This window comes from Streptomyces sp. NPDC059785, from assembly GCF_042732375.1.
GTDB lineage: Bacteria > Actinomycetota > Actinomycetes > Streptomycetales > Streptomycetaceae > Streptomyces.
In genome coordinates, this window is record NZ_JBHWHV010000005.1 from 84,587 (window position 1) to 110,395 (window position 25,809).

A 25,809-nucleotide genomic window follows, 5' to 3' on the forward strand; every position below is an offset into this window, starting at 1 on the left:
TCCGGGCGTTCTCCGTTATGGGTGGCAGAAAGTTCAACGCTCAACTAAAGTGGTCCGCACGTCGCCCAAGGAGGTACCGACATGCCCGCCGTGACCGTCGAGAACCCGCTGACCCTGCCCCGTGTGGCGGCCCCGGCGGACGCCGTGGCCCGTCCCGTGCTCACCGTGACGACCGCTCCCAGCGGTTTCGAGGGCGAGGGCTTCCCGGTGCGCCGCGCGTTCGCCGGCATCAACTACCGCCATCTCGACCCGTTCATCATGATGGACCAGATGGGTGAGGTGGAGTACGCGCCCGGTGAGCCGAAGGGCACCCCCTGGCACCCGCACCGCGGCTTCGAGACCGTCACCTACATCATCGACGGGATCTTCGACCACAAGGACTCCCAGGGCGGTGGCGGCACCATCACCAACGGCGACACCCAGTGGATGACGGCGGGCTCGGGCCTGCTGCACATCGAGGCGCCGCCGGAGCAGCTCGTCATGTCCGGCGGTCTCTTCCACGGCCTCCAGCTCTGGGTGAACCTGCCGGCCAAGGACAAGATGATGGCCCCGCGCTACCAGGACATCCGCGGCGGCCAGGTCCAGCTCCTGACCACCCCCGACGGCGGCGCGCTGCTCCGTGTCATCGCCGGTGAGCTGGACGGCCACGAGGGCCCCGGCGTCACGCACACGCCGATCACGATGATCCACGCGACGGTGGCGCCCGGCGCCGAGGTGACCCTGCCCTGGCGCGAGGACTTCAACGGCCTGGCCTACGTCCTCGCCGGGCGCGGCAGCGCCGGTACGGCCCGCCGTCCCGTGCACACCGGCCAGACCGCCGTCTTCGGCGCCGGCTCCTCGCTGACGCTGCGCGCCGACGAGCGGCAGGACTCGAACACGCCGGACATGGAGGTCGTGATCCTCGGCGGGCAGCCGATCCGCGAGCCCATGGCGCACTACGGGCCCTTCGTGATGAACACCCGCGAGGAGCTTCAGCAGGCGTTCGAGGACTTCCAGAAGGGCCGCCTCGGCAGCATCCCGGCGGTGCACGGGATGTCGGCGGACGGACCGGCCGAGAGCTGACCGGCCCCTGGCCGGGCGCGTCACGCGAGCGCGTCACCCGGGCGGGCCGTCCCATGAGGACAGCCCGCCCTTCGCGTGCTCGGGTGGAGACGTGCGAAGCGTGCATCTCCTGCCCGAAGGCGTCAGACGGCTCGCGGCCTGGTGCGCGGTGATCCTGCTCGTCGCCGCCGTCGGATGGGTCGGCATCACGCTGTGCGGAAAGCTCCGTACGGCGGTGGTGCCGGTGCTGCTCGCGCTGCTCGGCACGGCGCTGCTCGAACCGCTGTACCGGCGGCTGCTGAAGCTTCACGTCAACCGCTCGCTGGCGGCCGGGCTGACCTGCGCGGCCGTGCTCGTGGTCGTCGGCGGCGCCGTCTACATCGTCGTCGCCGCGCTCATCGACACCGGCGACCAGATCGTCGCCTCGCTGAGGCAGGCCGCGAACTCGATCGCCCGCCACTTCGGCTCGGCGGGCACCTCGCTGGACGACCTGGCGGGCAACGCCAAGGAGCTGCTGGGCAAGTTCGGCGGCACCGCCGCGTCCAACGTGATCAGCGGCGTCAGCGTGGTCGGCGAGACCGTCGCCATGGCGGTCCTCGCCCTGCTGCTCGTCTTCTTCTTCCTGCGCGACTCCGCGCGGGCCGCGCGGGCGCTGCGCACCATGTCCCCGCACGGCACCGCCGACACCGTCGAGGCCATCGCCCGGCGCGCCTTCGCGGCCGTCGAGGGCTTCATGCGCGGGACCACGTTCATCGCCCTCATCGACGCCGTCTGCATCACCGTCGGGCTGCTGATCCTGCGCGTGCCCGGCGCGGTGGGCCTCGGGGCGCTGGTCTTCGTCGGCGCGTACATCCCCTATCTCGGGGCCTTCATCTCCGGCGCGGTGGCGGTGCTCGTCGCCCTCGCGGACCGCGGGTTCGTCATCGCGGTGTGGGCGCTCGGCGTGGTCGTCGCCGTCCAGCTCCTCGAAGGGCACATCCTCCAGCCGCTGATCCAGAGCCGTACGGTCCAGATGCACCCGGCGATCGTACTGCTGGCGATCACCGCGGGCGCCTCGGTGGCCGGCATCCTCGGCATGCTCCTCGCGGTACCGCTGACGGCCGCCGCGTTCGGCGTGGTGGCCGAAGTGCGCGGCCGTTACGGGGACGGGGACTCGGACCCGTCAGGTGCTTCCGGCGTCTCGTAGAGCTCGAACCAGATGGACTTGCCCTCGCCGCGCGGTTCGACGCCCCAGGCGTCCGCGAGGAGTTCCATCAGCACCAGGCCGCGCCCGGAGGAGGCCAGCTCGCCGGGGCGGCGCTTGTGCGGCAGGTCGTCGCTGCTGTCCGTGACCTCCACCCGCAGCCGCCGCCGACCGGACTCGCCGCCCAGCTCCGCGACGAGCAGCGCGTCCCCGTCGGTGTGCACGAGGACGTTCGTCACCATCTCGGAGGCCATCAGCACCGCCGAGTCGACCTGGTCCTCGGAGGACCAGTCGTGGAGGAGTTCGCGCAACTGCTGGCGGGCGCTCGCGACGCGCTCGGGCTCGGCCTGCGCGACGGCGGCCATCGTGCGGCGGACCTGCGGTGCCACGAAGCCGACCGGGTCCGTGCAACTGCCGCCCGCGCCGAGCCGGCACAGCAGCAGCACCGCGATGTCGTCCTCGCGCCGGTCGGCCAGCGGGCCGGGCGTGTGGTGCGAGGACGGCCCGTGCACGGCCTGGACCAGCGAGTCCGCGAGCGCCTCCAGGTCGCCCTCGTGCTCCTCCAGGATCCGGCGGATCCGCCGCCACCCGGTCTCCAGGTCGTGCCCGCCGGTCTCGATCAGTCCGTCCGTGCACAGCAGCAGCGTCTCGGCGGGCTCCAGGGCCAGCCGGGTCGTCGGGTAGTCGGCGTCCGGGTCGACGCCCAGCGGGAGGCCGCCCGCCGTCGGCCGGGTCAGCACGGTCCCGTCCGCCATCCGGATCGCCGGGTCCGGGTGGCCGGCACGGGCGATGTCCAGCGTGCCGGCCGCCGGGTCCACCTCGACGTACAGGCAGGTCGCGAAGCGGGGGTCGGTGTCCTGGCCGCTCTGCGGCGCCGAGTTCGTGATGCCGTACAGGAAGCGGGAGGCGCGGGTGAGGACGGCGTCCGGGCGGTGGCCCTCGGAGGCGTACGCCCGCAGCGCGATCCGGAGCTGGCCCATCAGCCCGGCGGCCCGTACGTCGTGCCCCTGCACGTCGCCGATCACCAGGGCGAACTTTCCGCCGCCGGGCGCGGTCCTGGAGGCGCCGCCGGGCAGCGGGATCATGTCGTACCAGTCGCCGCCGACCTGGAGGCCGCCGCCGGTGGGGACGTAGCGTGCGGCCACGGCCATGCCGGGGATCTCCGGGCCGAGCAGCGGCAGCATCGAGCGCTGGAGGCCGTCGGTCAGCTCTCGCTCGGAGTCGGCGACCCCGGCCCGGGACAGCGCCTGCGCCAGCATCCGGGCCACCGTGGTCAGCACCGAGCGCTCGTCCGGCGTGAACGACACCGGGTAGGTGAACGCCGCCATCCACGCGCCCATCGTGCGCCCGGCCACGGTCAGCGGCAGGAACGCCCAGGAGCGCCGACCGAGGTTGCGGATCAGCGGCCAGGGGGCCGGGTAGCGCGCCCGGTACTCCTTCGGCGAGGACAGATAGACGGCGCGGCCGGTGCGCACCACCTCCGCGGCCGGATAGTCCGTCTCCACGGACATCTGGGTGAACGGTTCCACGTCACCGGCGCGGTGCCCGTGGTGGCCGATCATCGTCAGCCGGTCGCCCTCCGCGCCGAAGACGGCGAGCCCGTCCGGGGAGAAGCCCGGCATCGACAGACCCGCCGCGACCCGCAGCACCTCCTCCGTCGACTGCGCCTCCGCCAGCGCCCGGCCGGCGTCCAGCAGGAACGCCTCGCGCGAGCGGCGCCAGTCGCCGGTGACGGGGGTGCGGGCGGCGGCGCCCGGCGGCTGCTCGCTGACCTCCTGGAGGGTGCCGATCAGGGTGAAGGTGCCGGACTCGGGGTCCGTCGACGGACGGGAGCGGCTGCGCACCGTGCGGATTACGCGCCCGTGCTCGTCCATGATCCGCAGCCGGGCCTCGGCGAGGGTGCCCTCGGCGAGGGCGAGCTGCACGATGCCGTCGATCTCGTTCCAGTCGACCGGGTGGAACCGGGCGCGGACGCCCGCCTCGGTCAGGGTCGCCGGCTCGGCGGGCAGGCCGAGCAGCCGCGCGGCCTCGGCATCCAGCGTGACGAGCCCGGCGTCGTCGTCCCAGCGCCACAGCCCTGTCGCGAGGGCGGCCAGGACCTCCCCCACGGCGGGCAGGGGCTCACCAGTGCGCATTCCTCCACTCTATGGAGGAGAGATCGTGAACTGCCACCGAGGGCGGCGGCCCGGTGAGGGGACCGAGGGCGGTGGCCCGGTGAGGGGCAGGTGCCGGGCGGCTATTGCGGGAAGCGATCTTGAGGCGGCCGGTACCCTTGGGAGATCCGGGCCGAGCCGGTCCGGATCTCCCGATCCGCGAAGACTGGATGAACGACGATGCATCGGTACAGGTCCCACACCTGCGGCGAGCTCCGCGCCTCTGACGTCGGCAGCGACGTCCGGCTGAGCGGCTGGCTGCACAATCGCCGAGACCTGGGCGGCATCCTCTTCATCGATCTGCGCGACCACTACGGCATCACGCAGCTCGTCGCCCGCCCCGGCACCCCCGCCTACGAGGCCCTGGACAAGCTCACCAAGGAGTCCACGGTCCGTGTAGACGGCAAGGTTGTTTCACGTGGAACGGAGAACGTGAACCCCGACCTGCCGACCGGTGAGGTCGAGGTCGAGGTCGGCGAGGTCGAGCTGCTCGGCGCCGCCCAGCCGCTGCCGTTCACGATCAACGCCGAGGACGGGGTCAACGAGGAGCGGCGTCTTGAGTACCGCTTCCTGGACCTGCGCCGTGAGCGCATGCACCGCAACATCATGCTGCGCACCGCGGTCGTCTCCGCGATCCGGCACAAGATGGTGGCCCTCGGGTTCAACGAGATGGCGACGCCGATCCTGACCGCGACGTCTCCGGAGGGTGCGCGCGACTTCGTCGTGCCCTCGCGTGTACACGCGGGCAAGTTCTACGCCCTCCCCCAGGCGCCGCAGCAGTTCAAGCAGCTCCTGATGGTCTCCGGCTTCGACCGCTACTTCCAGATCGCGCCCTGTTTCCGCGACGAGGACGCCCGCGCGGACCGTTCGCCGGGCGAGTTCTACCAGCTCGACGTGGAGATGTCCTTCGTCGAGCAGGAGGACGTCTTCCAGCCGATCGAGAAGCTGATGACCGAGCTCTTCACGGAGTTCGGCGGCGGCCGCGAGGTGACCTCCCCCTTCCCGCGGATCCCGTTCCGCGAGTCGATGCTCAAGTACGGCTCGGACAAGCCGGACCTGCGCGCCCAGCTCGAGCTGGTGGACATCACCGACGTCTTCGAGGGCTCGGAGTTCAAGGCGTTCGCCGGGAAGCACGTCCGCGCCCTCCCGGTCCCGGACGTGTCGTCCCAGCCCCGCAAGTTCTTCGACCAGCTCGGCGACTACGCGGTGGAGCAGGGCGCGAAGGGCCTGGCGTGGGTCCGGGTGGCCGAGGACTCCTCGCTGACCGGCCCGATCGCGAAGTTCCTCACGGAGGAGAACGTCGCGGAGCTGACGAAGCGGCTGGGGCTGGCCGCCGGGCACGCCGTCTTCTTCGGCGCGGGCGAGTTCGACGAGGTCTCCAAGATCATGGGCGCGGTCCGGGTGGAAGCCGCGAAGCGCGCCGGCCACTTCGAGGAGAACGTCTTCCGGTTCTGCTGGATCGTCGACTTCCCGATGTACGAGAAGGACGAGGAGACCGGGAAGATCGACTTCTCGCACAACCCGTTCTCGATGCCGCAGGGCGGCATGGACGCGCTGGAGAACCAGGACCCCCTGGACATCCTCGCTTGGCAGTACGACATCGTCTGCAACGGCGTGGAGCTGTCCTCCGGCGCGATCCGGAACCACGAGCCGGACATCATGCTCAAGGCGTTCAACATCGCGGGCTACGACAACGAGACCGTGGAGCGCGAGTTCGCCGGCATGCTCCGCGCGCTGCGCTTCGGCGCCCCGCCGCACGGTGGCATCGCCCCGGGCGTCGACCGCATGGTGATGCTCCTCGCGGACGAGCCGAACATCCGCGAGACGATCGCCTTCCCGCTCAACGGCAACGCGCAGGACCTGATGATGGGCGCGCCCACCGAGTTGGACGAGTCGCGTCTGCGCGAGCTGCACCTCCAGGTGCGCAAGCCGCAGCCGAAGTAGTCACCGCGCCCCGAAGTGGCTCGGAACCGACGTCGGTTCCGAGCCACTTTCGCGTATGGGGCGGCCGAGATCGGAATACACAGCTCACACCCATACTCATGACAGCTTGGCTCCCTAGCGTCCCGGGCCATGACTGAGACCCCCGAAAGAGCAGACGGGTTAACGGAACTGACGCGTCGTAAGGTCGTCGTCGCGGGTGGCGCGGCCGTGGCCGTCGTGGGCGTGGGCGGCGGACTCGCGGCCACCGCGTTCGCCGACGACTCCACGACGACGGGCTCGGCGTCCGCCGCGGAGTCGAGCGCCGCGGAGACCTGCTACGCGCTCACCACGGAGACCACCGAGGGCCCGTACTACATCGACGCGGACAAGCTCCGCCAGGACATCACCGAGGACCAGGAGGGCATCCCCCTGACCCTCCGGCTCAAGGTGATCGACGCGGAGACCTGCAAGCCGCTGAAGAACGCGGCCGTCGACATCTGGCACTGCAGCGCGTTGGGCGTCTACTCCGGTTACGAGGGCATGGGCAGCGGCGGTGGCGGCACCCCGCCGACCGGCGCCCCCACGGACATCCCCTCCGGTACGCCCACCGGGGAGCCCCCGTCCGGCGGTCCCGGCGGCGGTGGCGGCGGCCACCAGGAGCCCACGGACGACGAGCGCTATCTGCGTGGCACCTGGCGCACGGACAAGCACGGCTACGTCACCTTCCGGACCGTCTTCCCCGGCTGGTACCAGGGCCGCTGCGTCCACATCCACGTCAAGGTGCACGTCGACGGCACCTGGACGGACGCCGGCTACGAGGGCGGGCACACCTGCCACACCGGCCAGCTCTTCTTGGACGAGGAGTCGGTCCTCGCCTCGGCCGAGGTCGAGCCGTACTCGACGAACACGACCACCCGCACCACCCTCGACGAGGACACGATCTACCCGGACAACGGGCACGAGGGCGGCCTGCTGTACCTCGCCTACAACAAGAAGAACATCGCCAAGGGCGTCCACGCCACCCTGACCATGGGCGTCGCCCCGGACGAGACCCACGACAGCACGGACACGCCGCCGGGCGGCCCGACGGAGACGGCGACACCGTCGACGTCGGCGACGGCGAGCTGACCCGGCCCCCACCACCACACGACGGAGGGCCCGGGACCGGGGGCGGCCCGGGCCCTCTCCCCGTACGGGTGCGGTCTACGCCTCGTACTCCGTGAGGTCGATGGTGTGGACCGTCAGGGGGTGGCCGTACTCGGGGTGGACCGTCTCGCGTTCGAGCGTCATGCCGAGTTTGCGCATGACGTTGACGGAGGCGTTGTTGCCGACGCGGGCGATGCTGACGACGCGGTCGAGGCCGCGGTCCTGGAGGGCGAACTCCAGGGCGGCGTGGGCGGCCTCGGAGGCGTAGCCCTGGCCCCAGAACTGCCGGCCGAGGCGCCAGCCGATCTCGACGGCGGGCAGCACCTCCGGCAGGAACTCGGGTACGGACAGGCCGGTGAAGCCCGCCAGTTCGCCCGAACCGAGAAGCTCGACGGCGAAAAGCCCGAAGCCCTCCTCGTCCCACTCCTCCTCCCAGCGCTCGATGTCCGCAGCGGTGCGCTCGAGATCGCGCACCGAACCGTCACCGATCCAGCGCATCACCGCGGGGTCGGCGTGAATCTCGGCCAACGGCACGAGGTCGTCATCGGTCCAGCGGCGCAGGAGCAGGCGGGGGGTGTGGATCTCGGTCATGGGTCCATCCTGCCCGAGGGTTGACGGAGCGGGCGGCGGTGTCCGTGGACGGGCTCCGGACACCGCCGGTCGTGCGGTCGTGCGATCAGCCGGTGGCACCATCGAGGGCGGACGGGTCGGACCGGGAGGCGTACAACTGCGTCACGTCGGCGCTGTCGGTACGGGACCAGACGGCTGTCGCGGTGCCGTCGTCACCGGCGTCGATCGCACCGTGCACGAACGCGTCTGCCGAGCCGGGCAGTTGTGCCGGGCTCGTCCACGCACCGTCCGTGAGCGCGGACTCCTTCAGTACCCGTCCCTCGTCGTCGCCGACGGACTCGGTCCACAGGGCGTGCACCGTCCCGTCGGCGCCGATCGCGGCGTCGTACTGCTCGGGCACGTACGCGGTCGACAGCGTCCGGACGTCCGACCACGCGCCGTCGGCCGCGTCACGAGTCGCCGTGCGGGTGGCGAAGGTCTTGGTCCAGTCGACCCAGACGAGCGTCACGTCGCCGTCGGGGGCGATCAGCGGTTCGGGCGTCTCGACCAGGCTGTCCGTGGTGGACACAGTGTCGGCCGCCGACCAGGAACCACCCGCGGAACGCGTCGCCGTGTGGATCGTCCGCGGGTCGGACTCGCCGACGCGCGCCGAGTAGGCCAGGACCAGTGAGCCGTCGTCCGCCGCCGAGAGCTCGGGCGTCGTGAGCGACATGTAAGCGTCGGTCGCGGTGGCCGGCGCGCTCCATGCCGCGGTCGAGGCCGGCTTCGACACCGTGCGCAGGGTGCTCGTCTCGCCGGCCGTCTGCTTGTACGCGATGACGGCTGTGCCGTCCGAGGTGACCGCGACGCTCGGGTCCGTCGCAGACGAGGCGCGGTCGGCGGTCGCGGTGCTGACCCGTACCGGTGCGGACCACGTGCCGTCCGTGCCCCGGGTGGCGGTGCTGACCTCGGTCTTCGAGGACGCGGTCGCCCGGGTTCCCCAGGCCGCGGTGAGCGTCCCGTCGGGCGCCTCGGCGAGGTCGATGCCTCCGTCGGTCCAGCCCTGACCGGCTGCTACGACGTCGACGGGCGCCGACCAGGACGTACCGTCCGCCGCCAGCACCGCACTGCGTAGCCGGATGTCCTGCGAACCCGACCCCGGGGCGGTCTCGTTCGGGAACTCGACCCACAACGCGGTGACCGTGCCGTCGGCGGACGCGTGCAGCTTGGCGCTGCCCGCCTCGGTGGGGGTGGTGGCGAGGAGTGCGGGCGCTCCCCAGGTGTCGCTGTCCGCCGGACGTACGGCGGCATAGAGCTTGCGCTCGTTGCTGTTCGGACCGGCGAACTGGTTCCACAGCGTCACGGCCGACCCATCGGCGGCGGTGACGACGTCCAGCACGGAGGCGTCCACGTCCGTACCCGTGAGGGCGGTCGCCGCCGACCAGGTGGCGGCGGTCGGCGCAGCGGTGGCCGTACCGGCGGTCAGCAGCGGCACGACGGCGCCGCCTGCGACGACCAGCGCTGCCGAGGTGATCGCGGACGCCAGACGGCGCCGCGACCTGGGGTGTCTGTCGTATCTGCCCATGCGTAACTTCCCTCCCGCGAGCGGGTACTTGCCCACCCGTACATGTGTGCGGACGGTAACAGCGCCCACTGACACCGGAGGTGCGGGAGGTTGGGCCTCAGGTGTCGTACCGGCCGTCCCACGGGGACGCGAAGCCGAGGCGGTCCGGGTAGAGCTCGGCCCAGCCGCCCTCGCTGTCCTCACCGGTGACGAGCCCGAACAAGACCCCGTCGACAGTCACTTGGAACGGGCGGATCGCGATGTCGGTGTACGACCGCCGGGGCAGGCTGCGCAGCAGTTTACCGAGGTGGGCGCGGGCTCGGGCCAGCACCGAGTCGTCGCCGTCCGGGTTGCGCTGCTGCTCGGCCCAGGTGCCGGCGCACCAGATCTCCGAGTCGCGGTAACGCCCCTCGGCGTCGAAGGTGTGGAACACGCTGTAGAGACGCTTGTGCTCCTCCCACCCGTCGTCCGGACGGTAGCCCTCGGGAAAGGCGTACGTGACCGATGCGAGGAACTGACCGTCGGCGTAGTGTCCGATGCTCTCCGTACGATGCCTGGGCTCGTAGGCGATCGGAATGACGTGGGGTACTGCTGCCATGGCGAAACCATACGGGTGGGTTGTGCACATGCCACACGCGGGCCTTGTCTGACGGGGCTCCTGGCGTTCACCGGTTCAGCTCGCGTAGCGCGGCAAGCCCTCGGTCGAGATGGTCCAGTCGGCGATGGTGACGTCCTCGCCGTAGAGGAAGTCCTTGCGGGTGGCGTAGCGGGGTCCGGCAGGCGTGCAGTGAATGTCGGTGAGGACGGCTCCCGTGCCGGTGCGCGGGTCGAAGATGGCGTACACGGGGATGCCCATCAGCGGGTAGTCGCGTGCCTTGCCCACCCAGTCGTTGTCCGGGTTCGAGCGGGAGACGACCTCGATGGCGGCGATGAGCGTACGGGGATCGAAGGTCCCGGGAACCTCCATGTCGGCCATGGCGATCACCATGACGTCTGGGCGGCGCATGATGCCCTCGGGTTCGTCCTCGACATCGGGCTCGCCCGTGTGCGCCACGATCTCGTCCGGCATCAGTTTTTCGAGGCGTTTCCGCAGGTGCAGGGTGGTCAGCTCGTGGGGGCCGACGGGCGCCATCATGTCGTGGACGATTCCTTCTCTGGTGACCTCGAATTTGCCGGGCAGGGCGTCGTCCATGGACTGGATGAAATCCCGCATGGCCCGGTAGCGGTGGGAGGAGTCCTGCTGCGCGTTGTCCGGCGCGATGGTCATGGCGCTCGCTCCTCGTCATCTGTGCCTGAGGGAAAGAATCGTCCCTTTCATGCTAGGCGGACTCCGGAGGATCGGTTCGGCAGTCGCGGCACCGCTCGACTCCTGGCGCGGCTCGGATGCTTCTGTCGCAGCCGTCGCAGTTCCGCATCGGGTGGATCGCGGGAGGCGGTGGTGCAGGGGTGCGGTACGGGGGCGGAGGCGGCAGCTGGGCTGTGAGGCGGTGGGCCAGTAGGGCGGCTGGACGGTGCAGGGGCTCCGAAGGGAGGCCGCTGGTCAGGGCTTCGCGTACTGCCGTGGGGGTGAGGTCGCGTTCCAGCCAGGCAGCCACCCCGGGGGCCAGGTGGGCGGTTTCGGTCTCCGAGAGGAGGAGGCGGGGGTCGTGGCGGCGGAGGGTGGCTACGACTTCCGTCGCCCTCAGGAGGAGGGCCGGGGAGGTGGTCGCCGGCTGCGGTACGGCGGGGAGGGCGCGGCGGCGCGGCTTGTCTTGTGGGGTGGCGGCGGGTGGTCGGCGGGGCGGTGGTTCCGGTGGTCCCGCTGCTGCGCTGCGGCCCGGTTGGTTGCAGGAGACCGTGCGGGTGACGATGCGGCCTGTCGCGGTGCGCTCGCGGGTCCGGCGCAGATAGCCGTGTTCTTCCAGCTCGCGGAGGGCGTTGGCGATACGCGTCGTGCCCTCCGGGAAGCGGGCCGCGAGCGTCTTGATGTCCACCTTCGCGCCCGTGGGCAGCGACTGGATGTAGACGCCCAGTCCGATCGCCAGGCCCGACAGCTCCCGGTGCTGCGCCAGGTGGTTGCCGATCACCGTGAAGTGGGTGGCGTGGCGGGTGTTGTCGTGGGTCACTCCGGCCGGGTGGGGGTCTGAACCACTGCTGGGACGCCGGGAAGAGTGGTTTTTGGTCGCTGCGCCGGTACGAGGGTACGGGTGCGCGTTATCGTGCTGGGTATCCATCGGGAAGGTTGTGCTTCCTTGTTGGTCAGGCCCTCGCAGTGGGATGGCAGTCCCCGCGAGGGCCGACGTATGTCTGGTGCGGTCGCGCTGAGCGTAGAGCAGCCAACCAGGGCCGACGCCAATTCAGTTGAGGATGTTCACTCGCCCGGGTGAGGGGCTGCGAACGGCTGCCTCCGGCGGGAGGGAGGGGTGGGGCTTGGCGGGTTTCTTTCTCCCGGGTTCTTGCTTTGGGGGATCGCCTGCCGCACCGGAGTACACGTTTATGGGATGCGGTCAGTCCGGCTGCGTGTAGTCCAGTTCCGCCCAGACCGTTTTGCGCGGGACCGGGCCCAGTCGTACGCCCCAGCGGTCGGTCAGGGCCTCGACCAGGAGCAGGCCGCGGCCCGATTCCGAGAGCGGGTCGGCGGACGCCCGGCGGTGCGGGGCCGCTTCCGCCCGGGTGTCCGTCACCTCGATGCGGAGGGTTCCGGCAACGGGGTCCGTGAGCAGCGCCACGCGGAAGTCCCTGCCCGGCAGGCGGCCGTGTGTCGCCGCGTTCGCCGCCAGCTCCGCCACCAGGTGCTCCGCCCGCTCCACGACTCCGTGCGGTAGCCCCCACGTGCGCAGCCACTCCGTGGCGAGGAGGCGTGCGAGGCGGGCTCCGCGCGGTGTCGGTGACAGTAAGACACTGAAGTGGCGCGCGGGTGGGTGGAGTTGGGTGGACTTTTCTTGGTTCACGTCACCCAGCGTGGCCGCGCGTGCCTGCGGTGAACAGTGATCAGTCCGGTGCGTACGGTGACTGTCCGGAGTTTGTCCACCGGTGTCCGGGCTGTCGTCGTGGCAAGCCAATGGGAGGGCACGGGATGCAGGTCAACGGTGACGCGGAGGAACCCGGCTGGGAAGTCGACCCTGACGACGACTGGGGCGTGGCGGTCGTCGCCACCGTGGGGCGCCAGCTCAAGCTGCGGCGCGAGGCGGTGGGTATGCGGGCCGCCGACTTCGGAGCGGCGGTCGGTTACGGGGAAGACCTCGTCTACAAGATCGAGGGCGGGAAGAGGATTCCGAGGGCCGAGTATCTGGACAGGGCGGACGAGGTCCTGGACGCGGGCGGTCTGCTGGCGGCCATGAAGGAGGATGTGGCCAAGGTCCGGTACCCGAAGAGGGTTCGCGAACTGGCCCGGTTGGAGGCGCAGGCGGTCGAGGTGGCGCTCTACAGCAACCACAACGTCCATGGCCTGTTGCAGACGGAAGAGCACATGCGGGCGCTCTTCGGCGCGTGGCTGCCCGCCTACTCGGAGGAAGAGACGGAGCGCATGGTGGCCGCGCGAATGGCGCGGTGCTCGATCTTCGAGAGGTCGCCGGCGCCGACTCTCAGCTTCGTCCAGGAAGAGGTGACGCTCCGTCGACCTGTCGGAGGCAGAATGGTGTGGCGGCAGCAGCTCGAGCGGCTGCTGGAGCTAGCGCAGTTGCGAAGTGTGTCGGTCCAGGTGATGCCGACAGACAGCGAGGAACACGTCGGTACGGGCGGACTGATCGAGGTGCTGAAGTTCCCGGACGGTACGGCGGTGGGACGCTCTGAGGGAGCGTTCAACGGGCGACCGGTGAACGACCCGAAGCAGCTCCGGATCCTCGAACTGCGCTATGGCATGATCCGGGCCCAGGCCCTCACGCCCCGGGAGTCGCGGGCCTTCATCGAGCAGATGCTTGGAGAGACATGATCCGCACCTCCACCACTCCGGACACCTCGGACCTGGCGTGGTTCAAGAGCAGCTACAGCAGCAGTGGCGACGGCAACGACTGCGTCGAAGTCGCCCGTATGCCAGGTGCCGTGCACGTGCGCGACTCGAAAGACATACGCGGGCCCCAGTTCGCCGTAGCGCCCGAGGCGTGGGCGGCGTTCGTGCCGTACGCCTCGGGGAGCTGACGCGTCGTTTCGGGTCAAGCCTGGTCGGACTGCTTGTCCTCGGTGAAGAGGTCATCGGCATGCGGCGCGGTCACCGCTAGCTCCAGCCAGCGGTCCAGCGTGTCCAGGTCTGTGCAGGCTGTGATGCGTTGCCGGGCTTCCTCGGAGACGTCGATACCGCGTACTTCCAAAATCCGGGTGATGCCTTGAGTCTTGCCTTCGGCCTTGCCCTCGGCCTTGCCTTCGAGGTAGGCGGTCTCACGGACAGTTCCCCGTCCGGGGAAGTAGGTGACGAACGTCATCAGCTCTCTCCATTTCTTTCCGGCCGGGGTGTCTCCCAGGCCCACGTCAAGGAAGTCGCCGTAATACACGGCTGTCTTCTCGTCGGAAACCTGTAGAGCGCGAGCCACCGGTTCCAGTATGGCCATGGCATGCGCGCTCTTGCCATGTGTCAGCACCGAGAAGGTGGCCATCGCCAGGTTTTCCTCCACCGCCCTCTGTTCCGTGATGACCGGTACGTTGCCGGGTCCAAGGACGAGCGGGTACGTACGCTGAGCCGTCCAGCCCCGGGCCTCGCAAGTGAAGGGGCCCGCGGCCCACTTCGCGGTCGGCTGGTCACGGCAGGCCACCACCAGCAGCACGGGGAGCTGGTACTTCGACTGCAAGTACGCCACGTAGTACGGCCAGCTCGTCTCTTTGCCCACGTCGCGTCTGGTCTGCGCTTCGATGGCGAGAAGGAAGTCCTCACCGTCGGAGGGCTGGACGCGCAGCACGCTGTCCACCCGGCGCTCCAGTGGCCGGGTCTCCGTCACGTCCGGGGTGATGACGTCCACGGTTGCCTTGTCGGGCAGAGGAAGGCCCAGGGCCTCGAAGGCGGGAACGAGAATCTCGGGCCGGTCCTGAAAGAGCCGGTGAGATGCCTCGTGCGGTGATGTGACCATGTGCCGGAATTTAGAGCCGATCACGGCCGGTGCCCGAATATTTGAGGTGCGATCACTCTTTCGAGTCGGGAAGAAACGTTCTGTTTATCGCCCAGGTTGACCGACCCGCGCATGACATAAATCGAAAGGGCCAGGAAACACTTGAGCCCGGTGGTGTTGAGAACAACGCCACCGGGCTCAGGAGACGGAGGACGGTCAGGCGGGGTCGCCGCCGAAGCGCTCCTTGTAGTTCTCCAGGTCCTCGTCCGTGATCTTGGCGAAGAGGACCGGCGGGACCGTGAAGGCGGTGCCGGCCGGGACCGAGGTCAGGGACTTGGCCTCGTCCTGCGTCACCCACGTCGCCGTGTCGCCGTCGAGGGCGAACGCCGCGCGCATCGCCTTCGCCGACGCCGGGATGAAGGGTTCCGAGACCACCGCGTAGAGGTGGATCAGGTTCATCGCCGTGCGGAGGGTCAGGGCCGCGCCCTCGGGGTTCGTCTTGATCTCCAGCCAGGGGGCCTTCTCCTCCAGGTAGGAGTTGCCCGCCGACCACAGGGCGCGGAGAGCTGCCGCGGCCTTGCGGAACTGGAGGGACTCCATCTGGGTCTCGTACTCGGCGAGCAGGCTCGCGATCTCCTCGCCCAGCTTCGTCTCCGCCTCGCCCGGCTCGCCACCCGCCGGGACGTCGTCGCCGAAGCGCTTGCGCGAGAACGACAGGACACGGTTCACGAAGTTGCCCAGCGTGTCCGCCAGGTCCTTGTTCACCGTCGCCGTGAAGTGCTCCCACGTGAACGACGAGTCGTCCGACTCGGGCGCGTTGGCGATCAGGAAGTAGCGCCAGTAGTCGGCCGGGAGGGTCGCCAGGGCCTGGTCAGTGAAGACGCCCCGCTTCTGGGACGTGGAGAACTTGCCTCCGTAGTACGTCAGCCAGTTGAACGCCTTCAGGTAGTCGACCTTCTTCCACGGCTCCCGTACGCCCATTTCCGTCGCCGGGAACATCACGCTGTGGAAGGGGACGTTGTCCTTCGCCATGAACTCCGTGTAGCGGACGTCGTCCGCGCCGTCCGGGCCGTACCACCAGGACTTCCAGTCCCGCACGCCGGACTCGTCCTGGTCCGCCCACTCCTTCGTCGCGCCGATGTACTCGATCGGCGCGTCGAACCACACGTAGAAGACCTTGCCCTCCGCCGCCAGCTCCGGCCACGTGTCGGCCGGGACCGGCACGCCCCAGTCCAGGTCACGCGTGATCGCCCGGTCGTGCAGGCCCTCGGTCAGCCACTTGCGGGCGATCGAGGAGGCGAGCTGCGGCCAGTCGCCGGCCGTCTCGTCGATCCACTTCTCGACCTCGCCCTGGAGCTTCGACTGGAGGAGGAAGAGGTGCTTCGTCTCACGGACCTCCAGCTCGGTGGAGCCCGAGATGGCGCTGCGCGGGTCGATCAGGTCCGTCGGGTCCAGGACGCGCGTGCAGTTCTCGCACTGGTCGCCGCGCGCCTTGTCGTAGCCGCAGTGCGGGCAGGTGCCCTCCACGTAGCGGTCCGGGAGGAAGCGGCCGTCCGCCGGGGAGTACACCTGGCGGATCGCGCGCTCCTCGATGAACCCGTTCTCGTACAGCTTGCGGGCGAAGTGCTGCGTCAGCTCCGCGTTCTGCGGCGACGAGCTGCGGCCGAAGTGGTCGAACGCCAGCTCGAAGCCGTCGTACACCGCCTTCTGCGCGTCGTGCGCCTGAGCGCAGAAGGCGTCCACCGGCAGGCCCTGCTCCTTGGCCGCCAGCTCCGCGGGCGTGCCGTGCTCGTCCGTCGCGCAGATGTACAGGACGTCGTGGCCGCGCTGGCGGAGGTACCTGGAGTACACGTCCGCCGGGAGCATGGACCCCACCATGTTGCCCAGGTGCTTGATTCCGTTGATGTACGGAAGGGCGCTGGTGATGAGGTGTCGAGCCATCGCGGGCTGCTCCCAAGTCGCTGCATGAAGTGACGGAGTCGTTTCACCGGTCCGTCTTTACGAACCTTGAAATCGTAGCCGACATGGGTAGGCCGCCCGCTTCCCGTTTTACGGGGTGGGAAACGGGCGGCCGAGTGGTGGTGCGGTACCGCGGTGGCGGTGCGGTTTCGCAGTAGCGGTGCGGTGTCGCGGTGGTGCGGTGGTGCTACGGGCGCCAGGACGCCAGCAGGCCCTCGTAGACCTCCGCGTCGGTCAGCTCCTTGGGCGTCGGGCCCGCGTGGAAGAACGCCGCGTTGTCCGCCTTCAGCTTGCGCAGGTAGTCGAAGCCCTTCGCGTCGTGCTCGCCGAACGCGATGAAGGAGAAGAACAGCGGCAGCTTCGCCGCGTCCGCGAGGGCCTGGTTGGCGGGGCCCTTCGCGTCCGGCGGGCCGTCCGTCTGGAAGACGACCAGCGCGGGGTCCTCGGTGCCGGACCTCTCGTAGTCCGCGACGATCTCCTCGATCGCGGCGTGGTAGCTCGTACGGCCCAGCTTGCCGAGGCCCGCGTGCAGCTCGTCGACCTTGCCCTCGTACTCGGACAGGGTCAGCTCGCCGGTGCCGTCCAGCTCGGTGGAGAAGAAGACGACGTGCACGGTGGCGTCGGGGGAGGTGTTCGCGGCGAGCGCCAGCACCTGCTCGCCGAGCGCCTGCGCGGAGCCGTCCTTGTAGTACGGGCGCATGGAGCCGGAACGGTCCAGGACCAGGTAGACCCGGGCGCGGGTACCGGCCAGGCCCCGCTTCTCCAGCTCCGCGCCGGCTGCGTCGTACGCGCTGACGAGGGCCGGGGCGGTGGAGTGGATGGCGGGGGCGGTGGAGGCGGGGGTCGCTTCCGGTTCCGGTTGCGGCTCGGGGGTCGCTTCCGGCTCCGGCTCGGGGGCGGGGGCCGGGGCCTCGGCGGCTGCGGGCTCGGGCTGCGGCTCCGGGGAAGGTTCCGTTGCGGGCTCGGGCTGCGTTTCCGGTTCCGGCTTCGGCTCCGCCGTCGGTTCAGGGGCCTGCTCGGCCTCCGGCTCGGCGGGCGCCTCGGCGGCGGGCTCGGCGGGCTCGGCGGGCTCGGGGGCGGGAGCGGCCTCGGGCTCGGGAGCGGTCTCTGCCTCGGGCTCCGCGGCCGGCTCGGGCTTGGTCTCGGGCTCCGCGACGGGCGCGGGCTCCGCGACCGGTGCGGGGTCGGCTTCGGCGACCGGCTCGGTTTCCGGCTGGACCTCAGCCTCAGTCTCGGCCTCGGGCTCGGCCTCTGCGGCAGGCTCGGGCGTCTGCTCCGGTTCGGCCTCGGTGACTGATTCGGTCCCGGCGACCGGCTCGGGCTCCGGCTGGGCCTCAGCCTCAGTCTCGGCCTCGGGCTCGGCCTCTGCGGCAGGTTCGGGCGTCTGCTCCGGTTCGGCCTCGGTGACTGATTCGGTCCCGGCGACCGGCTCGGTTTCCGGCTGGGCCTCGGTCTCGGGCTCAGGCTCCGGCTCCGCGACCGGCTCGGCCTTGGGCTCCTCGGCCGCAGGCGCAGGCGCGGGCTCTGCCTCGGTCTCGGCAACCGGCTCGGGCTCCGGCTCGGGCGCCGGCCGGACCTCTGCCTCGGCCTCAGGCTCCGTGGCCGGCTCCGGTTCGGCCTCCGTGGCCGGTTCCGGCTCCGGCTGGATTTCGCCCTTGGGCTCCGCCATCACCTCAGCCTCGGCGACCGCCTCAGCCTCTGCCTCTGCCTCTGCCTCTGCCGCAGGCTCAGCCTTCGCCGCAGGCTCCGGCTCCGAGGCCGCTTCCGGTGCCGGAGCAGGCGTCGGCGCCAGTTCCGGTTCCGTCGTGCGCGGCTTGGGGACCGTCACGTTGTCGAACGCCGCCGAGACCAGGTCATCCGCCACGGACGTGGACGCCGCGGACGGGGTCGGCTCCGGGGACGGTGCCGGGACCGCCGCGGCGGGCTCGGTCGTCGGCTTCGGTGTCTTATCGGCGTCGGCGCCGGCGCCGGTCTCCTCGGCCCGCGGCTCCGTGATGTCCGGTTCCGCCGGAGTCGGGGTGGTGTCCGGTTCCGCCGGGGCCGGGATCGTCGACGCCGATGACTCTCGCGAAGTCTCCGCGTCGGCGTCACGACCCTTGCGTGAGCGGCCGAACGCATTCCGCAGGAGAGTGAGAATGCCCATGTGCGCAACCCTTCGCGTGAGTTGATGCCCGTCAATCCCTGGCCAGGACGGACACGTAAGGTTAGCGGCCGGAGTTTGTGACCATGTCCCCGGCCGGGGCGCGAGACCCGGTGGCGCGAGGCCGCCGTCCGTTTCGCTCACAGCGCACCCGCAGCCCGCTCACAACACCCCTGCGGTCGCCGCGCGTTCACCCTCACTTCATTTCGAGTCCCTGATCCCGCACACGTGGGCCCCTAGCGTCACGCAGACACCAAGGGAACGTATGGGGAGAGCAAAGTGCGCAAACTGCTGCCGTTGATCGGATCGTCCGGTTCGCATCCGGGCGGCCGGTCCGCCCTGACCTGTCGCTTCCGCTGTGGCGATGCCTGCTTCCACGACATCCCCAACACGAGCACCAACGAGTACGTGGGCGACGTCATCTCCGACGCACTCAGCCGCCGCTCGATGATGCGCGCCGCCGCCGTCGTCACGGTGGCCGGTGCCGTGGGCACGTCCGCCGTCGTCGGCACGGGCGCCCCGGAGGCGGCGGCCGTGACCGCGACGACCACAGCCAAGGGCGGTCACGGCGGTCACGGCGACAGTGGTGGCAAGGGGGCCCGCGGGCTCCGGTTCACGCCCGTCGCCCCCAACACCACCGACGCCGTCGTCATACCCGACGGCTACCGGCAGAACGTCGTCATCCGCTGGGGCGAGCCCATTCTGCGCGGCGCCCCCGCCTTCGACCCGGAGAACCAGACGGCCGCCGCCCAGGCCGGACAGTTCGGTTACAACAACGACTTCCTCGCACTGCTCCCGCTGCCCGGCGAGCACGGCAGCAGCCGTCAGCTCCTCGTCGCGAACCACGAGTACACCGACGAAGTGCTGATGTTCCGTGGGTACGACGCCGAGAACCCCACCCGTGACCAGGTCGAGGTCGCCTGGGCCGCGCACGGGCTCTCCGCCGTCGTCGTGGAGGAGGACCGGAAGTCCGGGAAGCTCACCGCCGTTCCCCGGCACTCCCTCAACCGGCGCGTCACCGCCACCACCGAGTTCCGGCTCACCGGGCCCGCCGCCGGGTCCGACCTGCTGAAGACCTCCGCCGACCGCACCGGCCGCAAGGTGCTCGGCACGCTCAACAACTGCTCCGGCGGCACCACCCCCTGGGGCACCACGCTGCACGGCGAGGAGAACTTCAACCAGTATTTCGCGGGCGGCAGCCGGACCACCGACACCCGGTACGGCATCGGGACCGGGGCCACCGAGCGCAAGTGGGAGCGTTTCGACAAGCGCTTCGACATCGCCCAGGAGCCGAACGAGGTGCACCGCTTCGGGTACGTCGTCGAGTTCGACCCGTACGACCCGACGTCCACGCCGCGCAAGCACACCGCGCTCGGCCGGTTCAAGCACGAGGCCGCCACCGTCCGGATGACCGACGACGGCCGTCCCGTCGTCTACACCGGCGACGACGAGCGCTTCGACTACTTCTACAAGTTCGTCGGCAGCAAGAAGATGCGGAAGGGATCCTCGCGGGCCGTCCGTGAGCACAATCTCTCGCTCCTCGACGAAGGGACGCTCTACGTCGCCAAGCTCACCGGTGACTCCCCGGCAGCTGAGTTCGACGGCTCCGGCACGCTGCCCTCCGACGGCGAGTTCGACGGCAGCGGTACGTGGCTCCCGCTGGTCACCGCCACCGCCCGCGGCGCCGTGTCGCACGTCGACGGCATGACCGCCGAGGAGGTCCTCGTCTTCACGCGGCTCGCCGGTGACAAGGTCGGCGCCACGAAGATGGACCGGCCCGAGGACATCGAGCCCTCGCCGCGCACCGGCAAGGTCTACGTCGCGCTGACCAACAACACCAACCGCGGCAAGAGCGGTTACGCCTCCGCCGACGAGGCCAACCCGCGCAACGCCAACAAGCACGGGCACATCCTGGAGCTCACCGAGCGGCGGGGCAGGGCCGAGGCCACCTCCTTCGCCTGGTCGCTGTTCCTCGTCGCGGGCGACCCGGCCGACCCGGCCACGTACTTCGCGGGCTTCCCGAAGGACGACGTCAGCCCGATCTCCTGCCCGGACAACGTGGCCTTCGACCCGCACGGCAATCTGTGGATCTCCACGGACGGGGCGCAGCTCGGTTCGCACGACGGGCTCTTCGGGGTCGCCACGCAGGGGAGCCGGCGCGGGGAGCTGAAGCAGTTCCTGACGGTGCCTACCGGGGCGGAGACCTGCGGTCCGCTCGTCCAGGACCGGCGGGTGCTTGTCGCTGTCCAGCATCCGGGTGAGGTCGACGGGGCCTCCGTCGAGAGTCCGGCCAGCGTCTGGCCCGACGGGGCCGGGAAGATCGTCCGGCCGGCCGTGGTCGCGGTCTGGCGTGCGGACGGTTCCGACATCGGGGTCTGACCGGGTGCTTCGTCACCCAGGGTTTCGTCAGAAGACCGGCGTCGCGTCTGCCGGGTACCTCTCCGGGGCGCCGGGCGCGGGTACGTCGTGGCTGGTCGCGCAGTTCCCCGCGCCCCTGAAGGGGCGCGGGGGCTGCCGTCTCTCCAGCCACTCCCGGTACGCCGGGGCCTCGTGGGCCGTCTCCCAGTACGCCTCCTCCAGGGGTGGGAACGCCGTGTCCAGTTCCGTGTCCGAGCGGGCCGCGAGCAGCAGCCGTACGCCGAGCGGGTCGCCGTCGAGGCGGCGGACCGCCATCTCGGGGCGGGACAGCGCGGTCGGCTGGCAGACGGTGACCACCTCGCCGGTCGCGACCAGGGACGCGGCCGTGTGGTAGTCGCCGTGCAGGACACGGGGGTTGAGCCCGGCGGCGTTCAGCATCCGGTGCACGGCCTCCCACTCGCCGTCCACCGTGGGGTCGATCATCCAGCGGTCCCCGGCCAGGTCGGTCAGGCGCACCACCGTCGTCGCCGTGGCCGGGTGGTCCGGGGGCAGCCCGACGAACTGGGGCTCGCGGTCGACCAGGACGCGCAGCCGCAGGCCCTCGGGGACGCGCAGCGGGCTGCCCTCCACCTCGTGCACGAAGGCGACGTCCAGCTGGCCGTCGGCGACCATGCGGAGCAGGGCGTTCGCGGAGACGTTCATGTGCAGGATCGGTTCCTGCCGGCGGAGCCGCAGCCGGCGCAGCCAGCCCGGGAGGGCGCGGCTGGCGGTGGAGCCGAGCCGGAGCTGGAGGCCGTCCGCCGCGGCGGCCCTGGCCTCCGCGACCAGGGCGCGCATCTCGGTCACCAGCGGCCGGGCGCGCAGCAGGACCAGCCGGCCGAGCGGCGTGGGATGGCAGCCCGTGTGCTCACGGGTGAACAGCGTCCCGCCCAGCTCCCGTTCGATCCGGCGGAGCTGGGTGCTCAGCGAGGGCTGGGCCACGCCGAGCTGACGTGCCGCCCGGTGCAGACTGCCGGTGTCGGCTATGGCGCACAGTGCGCGGAGATGCCTCACCTCGAGGTCCATGCCCTGGGAGCCTAAGGCGGCGACAGGCGTTGCACCAGAGACACAAACCACGTGTAAACCAGCCGTCCTGGACGGTGGAACGGGACCGGAACATCCCGTTGATCCCTCGATAGCCGCGTCCTATCACCCATTGCCATCATCACAGCCGGCTCACAGGCACCGACACTCGGCGATGACGCCTTCACCCCCCACCACCCCCCACCCGAGGAGTCATCCCCATGAGATTTGGCATGTCCCTGTCCCGGACGCTGTTCGCCGCCACCGCCGGTCTCGGCCTCGCCGCCACCGCGCTCGGGGCGGTCCCCGCCTCGGCCGCCCCCGCCCCGGCCGCCCCGTACGCCGCGTACAACGGCTCGGCCGAGGAGGCCAAGGCCAACCAGGCGTTCTTCGAGGCGGTCATCAAGTCCGTCGCCGAGAAGCGCGCGGCCAACCCGAAGGCCGCCGTCGTCACCGTCGTCTACAACGCCTCCAGCGCCCCGACCTTCGCCTCCCAGATAGCCGCCAGCGCCTCCATCTGGAACAGCTCGGTGTCGAACGTGAAGCTCCAGTCCGGCTCGAACGCCGACTTCCGGTACTACGAGGGCAACGACTCGCGCGGCTCGTACGCCTCCACGAACGGGCACGGCAGCGGCTACATCTTCCTCGACTACGCGCAGAACCGGCAGTACAACTCCACGCGCGTGACGGCCCACGAGACCGGTCACGTGCTCGGTCTGCCGGACCACTACTCGGGCCCGTGCAGCGAGCTGATGTCGGGCGGCGGTCCCGGCACCTCCTGCACCAACGCCTACCCGAACGCCGCCGAGCGCTCGCGCGTCAACCAGCTCTGGGCCAACGGTTTCGCGGCCGCCCTGGACAAGGCCCTCGCCAAGTAGGCCAGTAGGCCAGTAGGCCAGTAGGCCAGTAGGCCAGTAGGCCAGCAGGCCAGCAGGCCAGCAGGCCACGGGAGAACGACAGCCCCACCCCCCACACCGGTGCGGGCCGCCCCCTGCACGGGCGGCCCGCACCGTCGTCGTCCGCCCCGGTCAGGGGCTACGGCTGGGACGTGATCGCCAGGGCCGCCGCGACCTCCTGCCGCAGCGGTTCGAGGACGCTGTCCGCGGGGCCGGTGAGGTCGGTGCGGACGGCGACGAGCGTCTCGGTCTCCCGCAGCCGGGCGGACAGTTCGCGCAGTTGACCGGCCACCTGGGTGACCTCCGCCTCCGACGGCGGCGCGGCGCCCTGCTTGATCCGGACCCGGGCCGCCGTCGTGGCGTCGACGATCCGCTCGACGGCGACGACCAGCGGCCACCAGGCGGTGGCGCGCCGTCCGGTGGGCGGCGGTTCGGTCAGGGCGCGCTGGAACTCCGTACGGATGGCGGACAGGTCGCGGTACAGGCGGCGGCGCATCCGGGTGCGGGCGGCGGGGTCGGGCGTACCGGAGAGGGTGCCCATGGAGGCGATGGCGCCGTAGGCGGGGCGGCCGGCCGCGAGGCCGAGGGCGATTGGCAGGGCGAGCGCGACGGCGGCGCGGGCGACGGCGGCCCGGTTGACCGGGGCGCGCTGCGCGCGGAGGTTCCTGACCAGCCAGTCGGGAGGGGTGAGGGTGGCGGGCAACTGGCGGGACATGGGGCCATCATGTCCGTCCGGTGCCTCCGTCCCGGCTGATCGGGGCCGCGGTGTCCGCGGTTCATCACCGGGTCACTTCGAGGTCATTCGCGCTGGTGGAGGGTGAGATCGACGACGAGCGCGCGGTGATCCGTACCGGGCAGGGTCAGGAACGCCGCCCGGCGCGCGGAGAAGTCCGGGGACACCAGGACGTGGTCGATCTGCGCGCCGAAGTGCGGTGCGGTGCCCGCGGTCCGCGCGGGCCAGGACGGGGTGCGGCCCGCGCCCGCGAGCCGCGCGCCGTCGTACAGGCCGGTGTCGAGGATCCGGCGGAACGCGGCGTGGTCCTGCGAGGCGTTGAAGTCGCCGGCCAGGACGGTGGGCGTGCCGTCGCCCGCGGCGGCCCAGGCGCGCAGCGCGCCGAGTTCGCGGCGCCAGACGCCGAGCTGTTCGGGCAGCGGCGGCATGGGGTGCGCGAGCTGGAGCCGTACGGTGTGGCCGCGCACCTCGGCGACGGCGCCGGGCATGCCCATGGAGCCGTCCACTCCGGTGGCCCGGCGGAGCGGGAAGCGGCTCAGGATCACGGAGCCCCCGGAGCCCGTACCGGGCACGGCCGCGCGGTAGGGAAAGGCGCCGGTCTCGCGGAACTCCGCGTCCAGCCGGTCCTGGCAGCCGTCGTCGCACTCCTCCACGAACACCAGGTCCGGCCGCTCCCGCCGGATCGCGGGGACGAGCGCGTCCGTGGCCCGGCCGAACTCGACGTTGGACGTCAGTACCCGCAGCCCGGCGACCGCGGGCCCGGCCGGGGCGCCGGTCCTCCCGTACGGCTCGATGAACCAGGCGAGCGCGCCGAGCGCCAGGACGGCCCAGACGAGACCGGTGCGCCAGCGGGCGAGCGCGGCGAGCAGCAGAGCGAAGACGGTGGGCACCAGCAGCCAGGGCAGGAACGCCAGCGCCTGCGGTACGGGCGTGATCCCGTCGGTGTCGGCGGCCCGGCAGCCGACGACGGCGCTCACCCCGGCGAGCAGCAGCCCGCTCGGCCAGGCGGCGAGCGGCCGCCCGCGCGGGCCCTCGTCCCGCTCCGCCGAGTCCGTCCACTCGGCCGCCGCGATGCCCACGTCAGGTCTCCCGCCTCTCCCGCCCTCGCCGTGCGTGGCCTCCCTCGAAGACGGGACGGCGCTCAGGACGGTTGCCGGGGGCGGGCGCTCAGGTGTCCGTGTCCGGGCGGGCCGTGTCCGGGAGGGCCGTGTCCGGGCGGGCCGTCTCCAGTCGGGCCAGGAACGCGGACAGGGCCTCGTTGAAGCGCGCGGGGCGTTCCAGGTTGGGCAGGTGGGCCGCCGCTTCGATCACGTGGAGCGTGGAGTCGGGGAGCGCCGCGTGCATCGCCTCCGCGTCGGACACGGGGGTGTACTCGTCGTCGGCGCCCACCACCACGAGGGCCGGGACGGTGACGCGGGTCAGCAGTCGGCGGTAGTCGGGGCGCTCGGCCCGGCCGCGCAGGGCCGCCGCCGCGCCCTCCGGGGACGTGCCCTTCATCATGCGGTGGACGTGCGCCGCGACCCGCTCGTCCGCGTAGGGCGCGACCATCTTGTACAGCACCTCGTCGGCGTACCCGCCCATGCCCTCGGCCAGCAGGCGGTCCGCCATGTCGTTGCGGGCCAGCCTGCCGCCCGGGGTCTCCGCGGCCGGGAAGGTGTCGGCGAGGACCAGGCCCCGGAGGCGGCCGGGGAAACGCCGGTAGCACTCCATGACGATCTGGCCGCCCATCGAGAGGCCGCCGAGGACGCACTCGGTGATCTCCAGGTGATCCAGGAGGTCCGCGATGTCGTAGGCGAACGTGGAGAGCGAGGTGACACCGGGCACGACCGGGGAGGCGCCGTAGCCGCGCAGGTCGGGGGCGATCACCCGGCGCTCCGCGGCGAAGAAGGCGAGCTGCGGGTCCCACATGGTGCGGTCGAAGGGGTGGCCGTGGACGAGGACGAGCGGCAGCCGGGACGCGTGCGCGGAGGAGGACGTGGAGGGGTGCGACGGTCCGGGGCCTTTGTCCTCGTATGCGAGGAAGGGAGCCATGTGTTCGACCCTAGAGGCCGCCAACTCCTCGGTGCAATAAAATCTTTGCCCTCGGT

Annotated in this window: 21 protein-coding genes and 1 pseudogene; 8 read left to right on the forward strand and 14 right to left on the reverse strand. The window is 71.0% G+C overall.

Annotated elements, in window-relative coordinates; all coding sequences use genetic code 11:
* Positions 1 to 81 precede the first annotated feature (81 nt).
* Together ACFV6E_RS05330 and ACFV6E_RS05335 are read left to right on the forward strand one after the other, a co-directional pair.
* Positions 82 to 1,062 (forward strand): pirin family protein, encoded by a 981-nt coding sequence (locus ACFV6E_RS05330; RefSeq protein WP_385161600.1) that lies wholly within the window; start codon positions 82 to 84, stop codon positions 1,060 to 1,062.
* A 100-nt stretch (positions 1,063 to 1,162) separates the two neighbouring features.
* Positions 1,163 to 2,227: an AI-2E family transporter gene (locus ACFV6E_RS05335; protein WP_385161602.1), complete on the forward strand. Its 1,065-nt coding sequence runs from the start codon at positions 1,163 to 1,165 to the stop codon at positions 2,225 to 2,227.
* On the opposite strand, the gene ACFV6E_RS05340 is transcribed toward ACFV6E_RS05335, so the two are convergent.
* Entirely contained in the window at positions 2,179 to 4,359 is a 2,181-nt protein-coding gene (locus ACFV6E_RS05340) for a SpoIIE family protein phosphatase (protein WP_385161604.1), read from the reverse strand. The genes ACFV6E_RS05335 and ACFV6E_RS05340 overlap by 49 nt on opposite strands.
* Before the next feature lie 198 nt (positions 4,360 to 4,557).
* Here ACFV6E_RS05340 and aspS point away from each other — a divergent pair, with 198 nt between their 5' ends.
* Together aspS and ACFV6E_RS05350 are read left to right on the forward strand one after the other, a co-directional pair.
* Positions 4,558 to 6,321 (forward strand): aspartate--tRNA ligase, encoded by a 1,764-nt coding sequence (aspS, locus tag ACFV6E_RS05345; protein WP_385161606.1) that lies wholly within the window; start codon positions 4,558 to 4,560, stop codon positions 6,319 to 6,321.
* 129 nt (positions 6,322 to 6,450) lie between these two features.
* Positions 6,451 to 7,428: an intradiol ring-cleavage dioxygenase gene (locus ACFV6E_RS05350; RefSeq protein WP_385459489.1), complete on the forward strand. Its 978-nt coding sequence runs from the start codon at positions 6,451 to 6,453 to the stop codon at positions 7,426 to 7,428.
* A gap of 75 nt (positions 7,429 to 7,503) precedes the next feature.
* Here the strand turns inward: ACFV6E_RS05350 and ACFV6E_RS05355 are convergent, their stop codons facing one another.
* The 6 genes from ACFV6E_RS05355 to ACFV6E_RS05380 all read right to left on the reverse strand — a co-directional run bounded on the left by ACFV6E_RS05355 (position 7,504) and on the right by ACFV6E_RS05380 (position 12,489).
* Positions 7,504 to 8,037: a GNAT family N-acetyltransferase gene (locus ACFV6E_RS05355; protein WP_385161610.1), complete on the reverse strand. Its 534-nt coding sequence runs from the start codon at positions 8,035 to 8,037 to the stop codon at positions 7,504 to 7,506.
* 85 nt (positions 8,038 to 8,122) lie between these two features.
* Positions 8,123 to 9,580, reverse strand: a complete 1,458-nt coding sequence (locus ACFV6E_RS05360; RefSeq protein ID WP_385459491.1) for a hypothetical protein — start codon at positions 9,578 to 9,580, stop codon at positions 8,123 to 8,125.
* 97 nt (positions 9,581 to 9,677) lie between these two features.
* Positions 9,678 to 10,157, reverse strand: coding sequence for a hypothetical protein (locus ACFV6E_RS05365; protein WP_385459493.1), 480 nt, complete (start codon positions 10,155 to 10,157; stop codon positions 9,678 to 9,680).
* Between the two features lie 75 nt (positions 10,158 to 10,232).
* The gene (locus ACFV6E_RS05370; RefSeq protein ID WP_385161616.1) at positions 10,233 to 10,826 is read right to left on the reverse strand and encodes a Uma2 family endonuclease; all 594 of its coding nucleotides are present in this window, start codon (positions 10,824 to 10,826) and stop codon (positions 10,233 to 10,235) included.
* Positions 10,827 to 10,878: 52 nt separating this feature from the next.
* A complete protein-coding gene (locus tag ACFV6E_RS05375) occupies positions 10,879 to 11,772 on the reverse strand; it encodes a helix-turn-helix domain-containing protein (protein ID WP_385161618.1) in 894 nt (297 codons plus the stop codon).
* A 273-nt stretch (positions 11,773 to 12,045) separates the two neighbouring features.
* Positions 12,046 to 12,489 (reverse strand): ATP-binding protein, encoded by a 444-nt coding sequence (locus ACFV6E_RS05380; RefSeq protein WP_385459495.1) that lies wholly within the window; start codon positions 12,487 to 12,489, stop codon positions 12,046 to 12,048.
* A 125-nt stretch (positions 12,490 to 12,614) separates the two neighbouring features.
* Here ACFV6E_RS05380 and ACFV6E_RS05385 point away from each other — a divergent pair, with 125 nt between their 5' ends.
* Positions 12,615 to 13,469, forward strand: a complete 855-nt coding sequence (locus ACFV6E_RS05385; protein ID WP_385459497.1) for a helix-turn-helix domain-containing protein — start codon at positions 12,615 to 12,617, stop codon at positions 13,467 to 13,469.
* Positions 13,466 to 13,675 (forward strand): DUF397 domain-containing protein, encoded by a 210-nt coding sequence (locus tag ACFV6E_RS05390; RefSeq protein ID WP_385161624.1) that lies wholly within the window; start codon positions 13,466 to 13,468, stop codon positions 13,673 to 13,675. Before ACFV6E_RS05385 ends, ACFV6E_RS05390 begins: the two co-directional genes overlap by 4 nt.
* A 14-nt stretch (positions 13,676 to 13,689) precedes the next feature.
* Here ACFV6E_RS05390 and ACFV6E_RS05395 read toward each other — a convergent pair whose 3' ends face one another.
* The 3 genes from ACFV6E_RS05395 to ACFV6E_RS05405 form a co-directional block, all read right to left on the reverse strand.
* Positions 13,690 to 14,595: a hypothetical protein gene (locus ACFV6E_RS05395; protein WP_385459499.1), complete on the reverse strand. Its 906-nt coding sequence runs from the start codon at positions 14,593 to 14,595 to the stop codon at positions 13,690 to 13,692.
* Positions 14,596 to 14,790: 195 nt separating this feature from the next.
* Positions 14,791 to 16,515 (reverse strand): methionine--tRNA ligase, encoded by a 1,725-nt coding sequence (gene metG, locus ACFV6E_RS05400; RefSeq protein WP_385459501.1) that lies wholly within the window; start codon positions 16,513 to 16,515, stop codon positions 14,791 to 14,793.
* Positions 16,516 to 16,720: 205 nt separating this feature from the next.
* Positions 16,721 to 18,202: a VWA domain-containing protein gene (locus ACFV6E_RS05405; RefSeq protein ID WP_385459503.1), complete on the reverse strand. Its 1,482-nt coding sequence runs from the start codon at positions 18,200 to 18,202 to the stop codon at positions 16,721 to 16,723.
* Between the two features lie 750 nt (positions 18,203 to 18,952).
* On the opposite strand from ACFV6E_RS05405, the gene ACFV6E_RS05410 reads away from it, so the two are divergent.
* A complete protein-coding gene (locus ACFV6E_RS05410; RefSeq protein WP_385459505.1) occupies positions 18,953 to 21,052 on the forward strand; it encodes a PhoX family protein in 2,100 nt (699 codons plus the stop codon).
* A 27-nt stretch (positions 21,053 to 21,079) separates the two neighbouring features.
* Here ACFV6E_RS05410 and ACFV6E_RS05415 read toward each other — a convergent pair whose 3' ends face one another.
* The gene (locus tag ACFV6E_RS05415; RefSeq protein ID WP_385459507.1) at positions 21,080 to 22,096 is read right to left on the reverse strand and encodes a LysR family transcriptional regulator; all 1,017 of its coding nucleotides are present in this window, start codon (positions 22,094 to 22,096) and stop codon (positions 21,080 to 21,082) included.
* A 218-nt stretch (positions 22,097 to 22,314) separates the two neighbouring features.
* Here ACFV6E_RS05415 and snpA point away from each other — a divergent pair, with 218 nt between their 5' ends.
* Positions 22,315 to 22,971, forward strand: coding sequence for a snapalysin (gene snpA, locus ACFV6E_RS05420; RefSeq protein ID WP_385161636.1), 657 nt, complete (start codon positions 22,315 to 22,317; stop codon positions 22,969 to 22,971).
* A gap of 157 nt (positions 22,972 to 23,128) precedes the next feature.
* Here the strand turns inward: snpA and ACFV6E_RS05425 are convergent.
* The 3 genes and pseudogenes from ACFV6E_RS05425 to ACFV6E_RS05435 all read right to left on the reverse strand — a co-directional run.
* Positions 23,129 to 23,506: pseudogene (locus ACFV6E_RS05425) on the reverse strand (FUSC family protein); the annotation flags it as partial.
* Positions 23,507 to 23,787: 281 nt separating this feature from the next.
* The gene (locus ACFV6E_RS05430; RefSeq protein ID WP_385459509.1) at positions 23,788 to 24,801 is read right to left on the reverse strand and encodes an endonuclease/exonuclease/phosphatase family protein; all 1,014 of its coding nucleotides are present in this window, start codon (positions 24,799 to 24,801) and stop codon (positions 23,788 to 23,790) included.
* Between the two features lie 88 nt (positions 24,802 to 24,889).
* Complete coding sequence (locus tag ACFV6E_RS05435) at positions 24,890 to 25,753, reverse strand: alpha/beta fold hydrolase (protein WP_385161640.1); 864 nt, start codon at positions 25,751 to 25,753, stop codon at positions 24,890 to 24,892.
* Positions 25,754 to 25,809 lie beyond the last annotated feature (56 nt).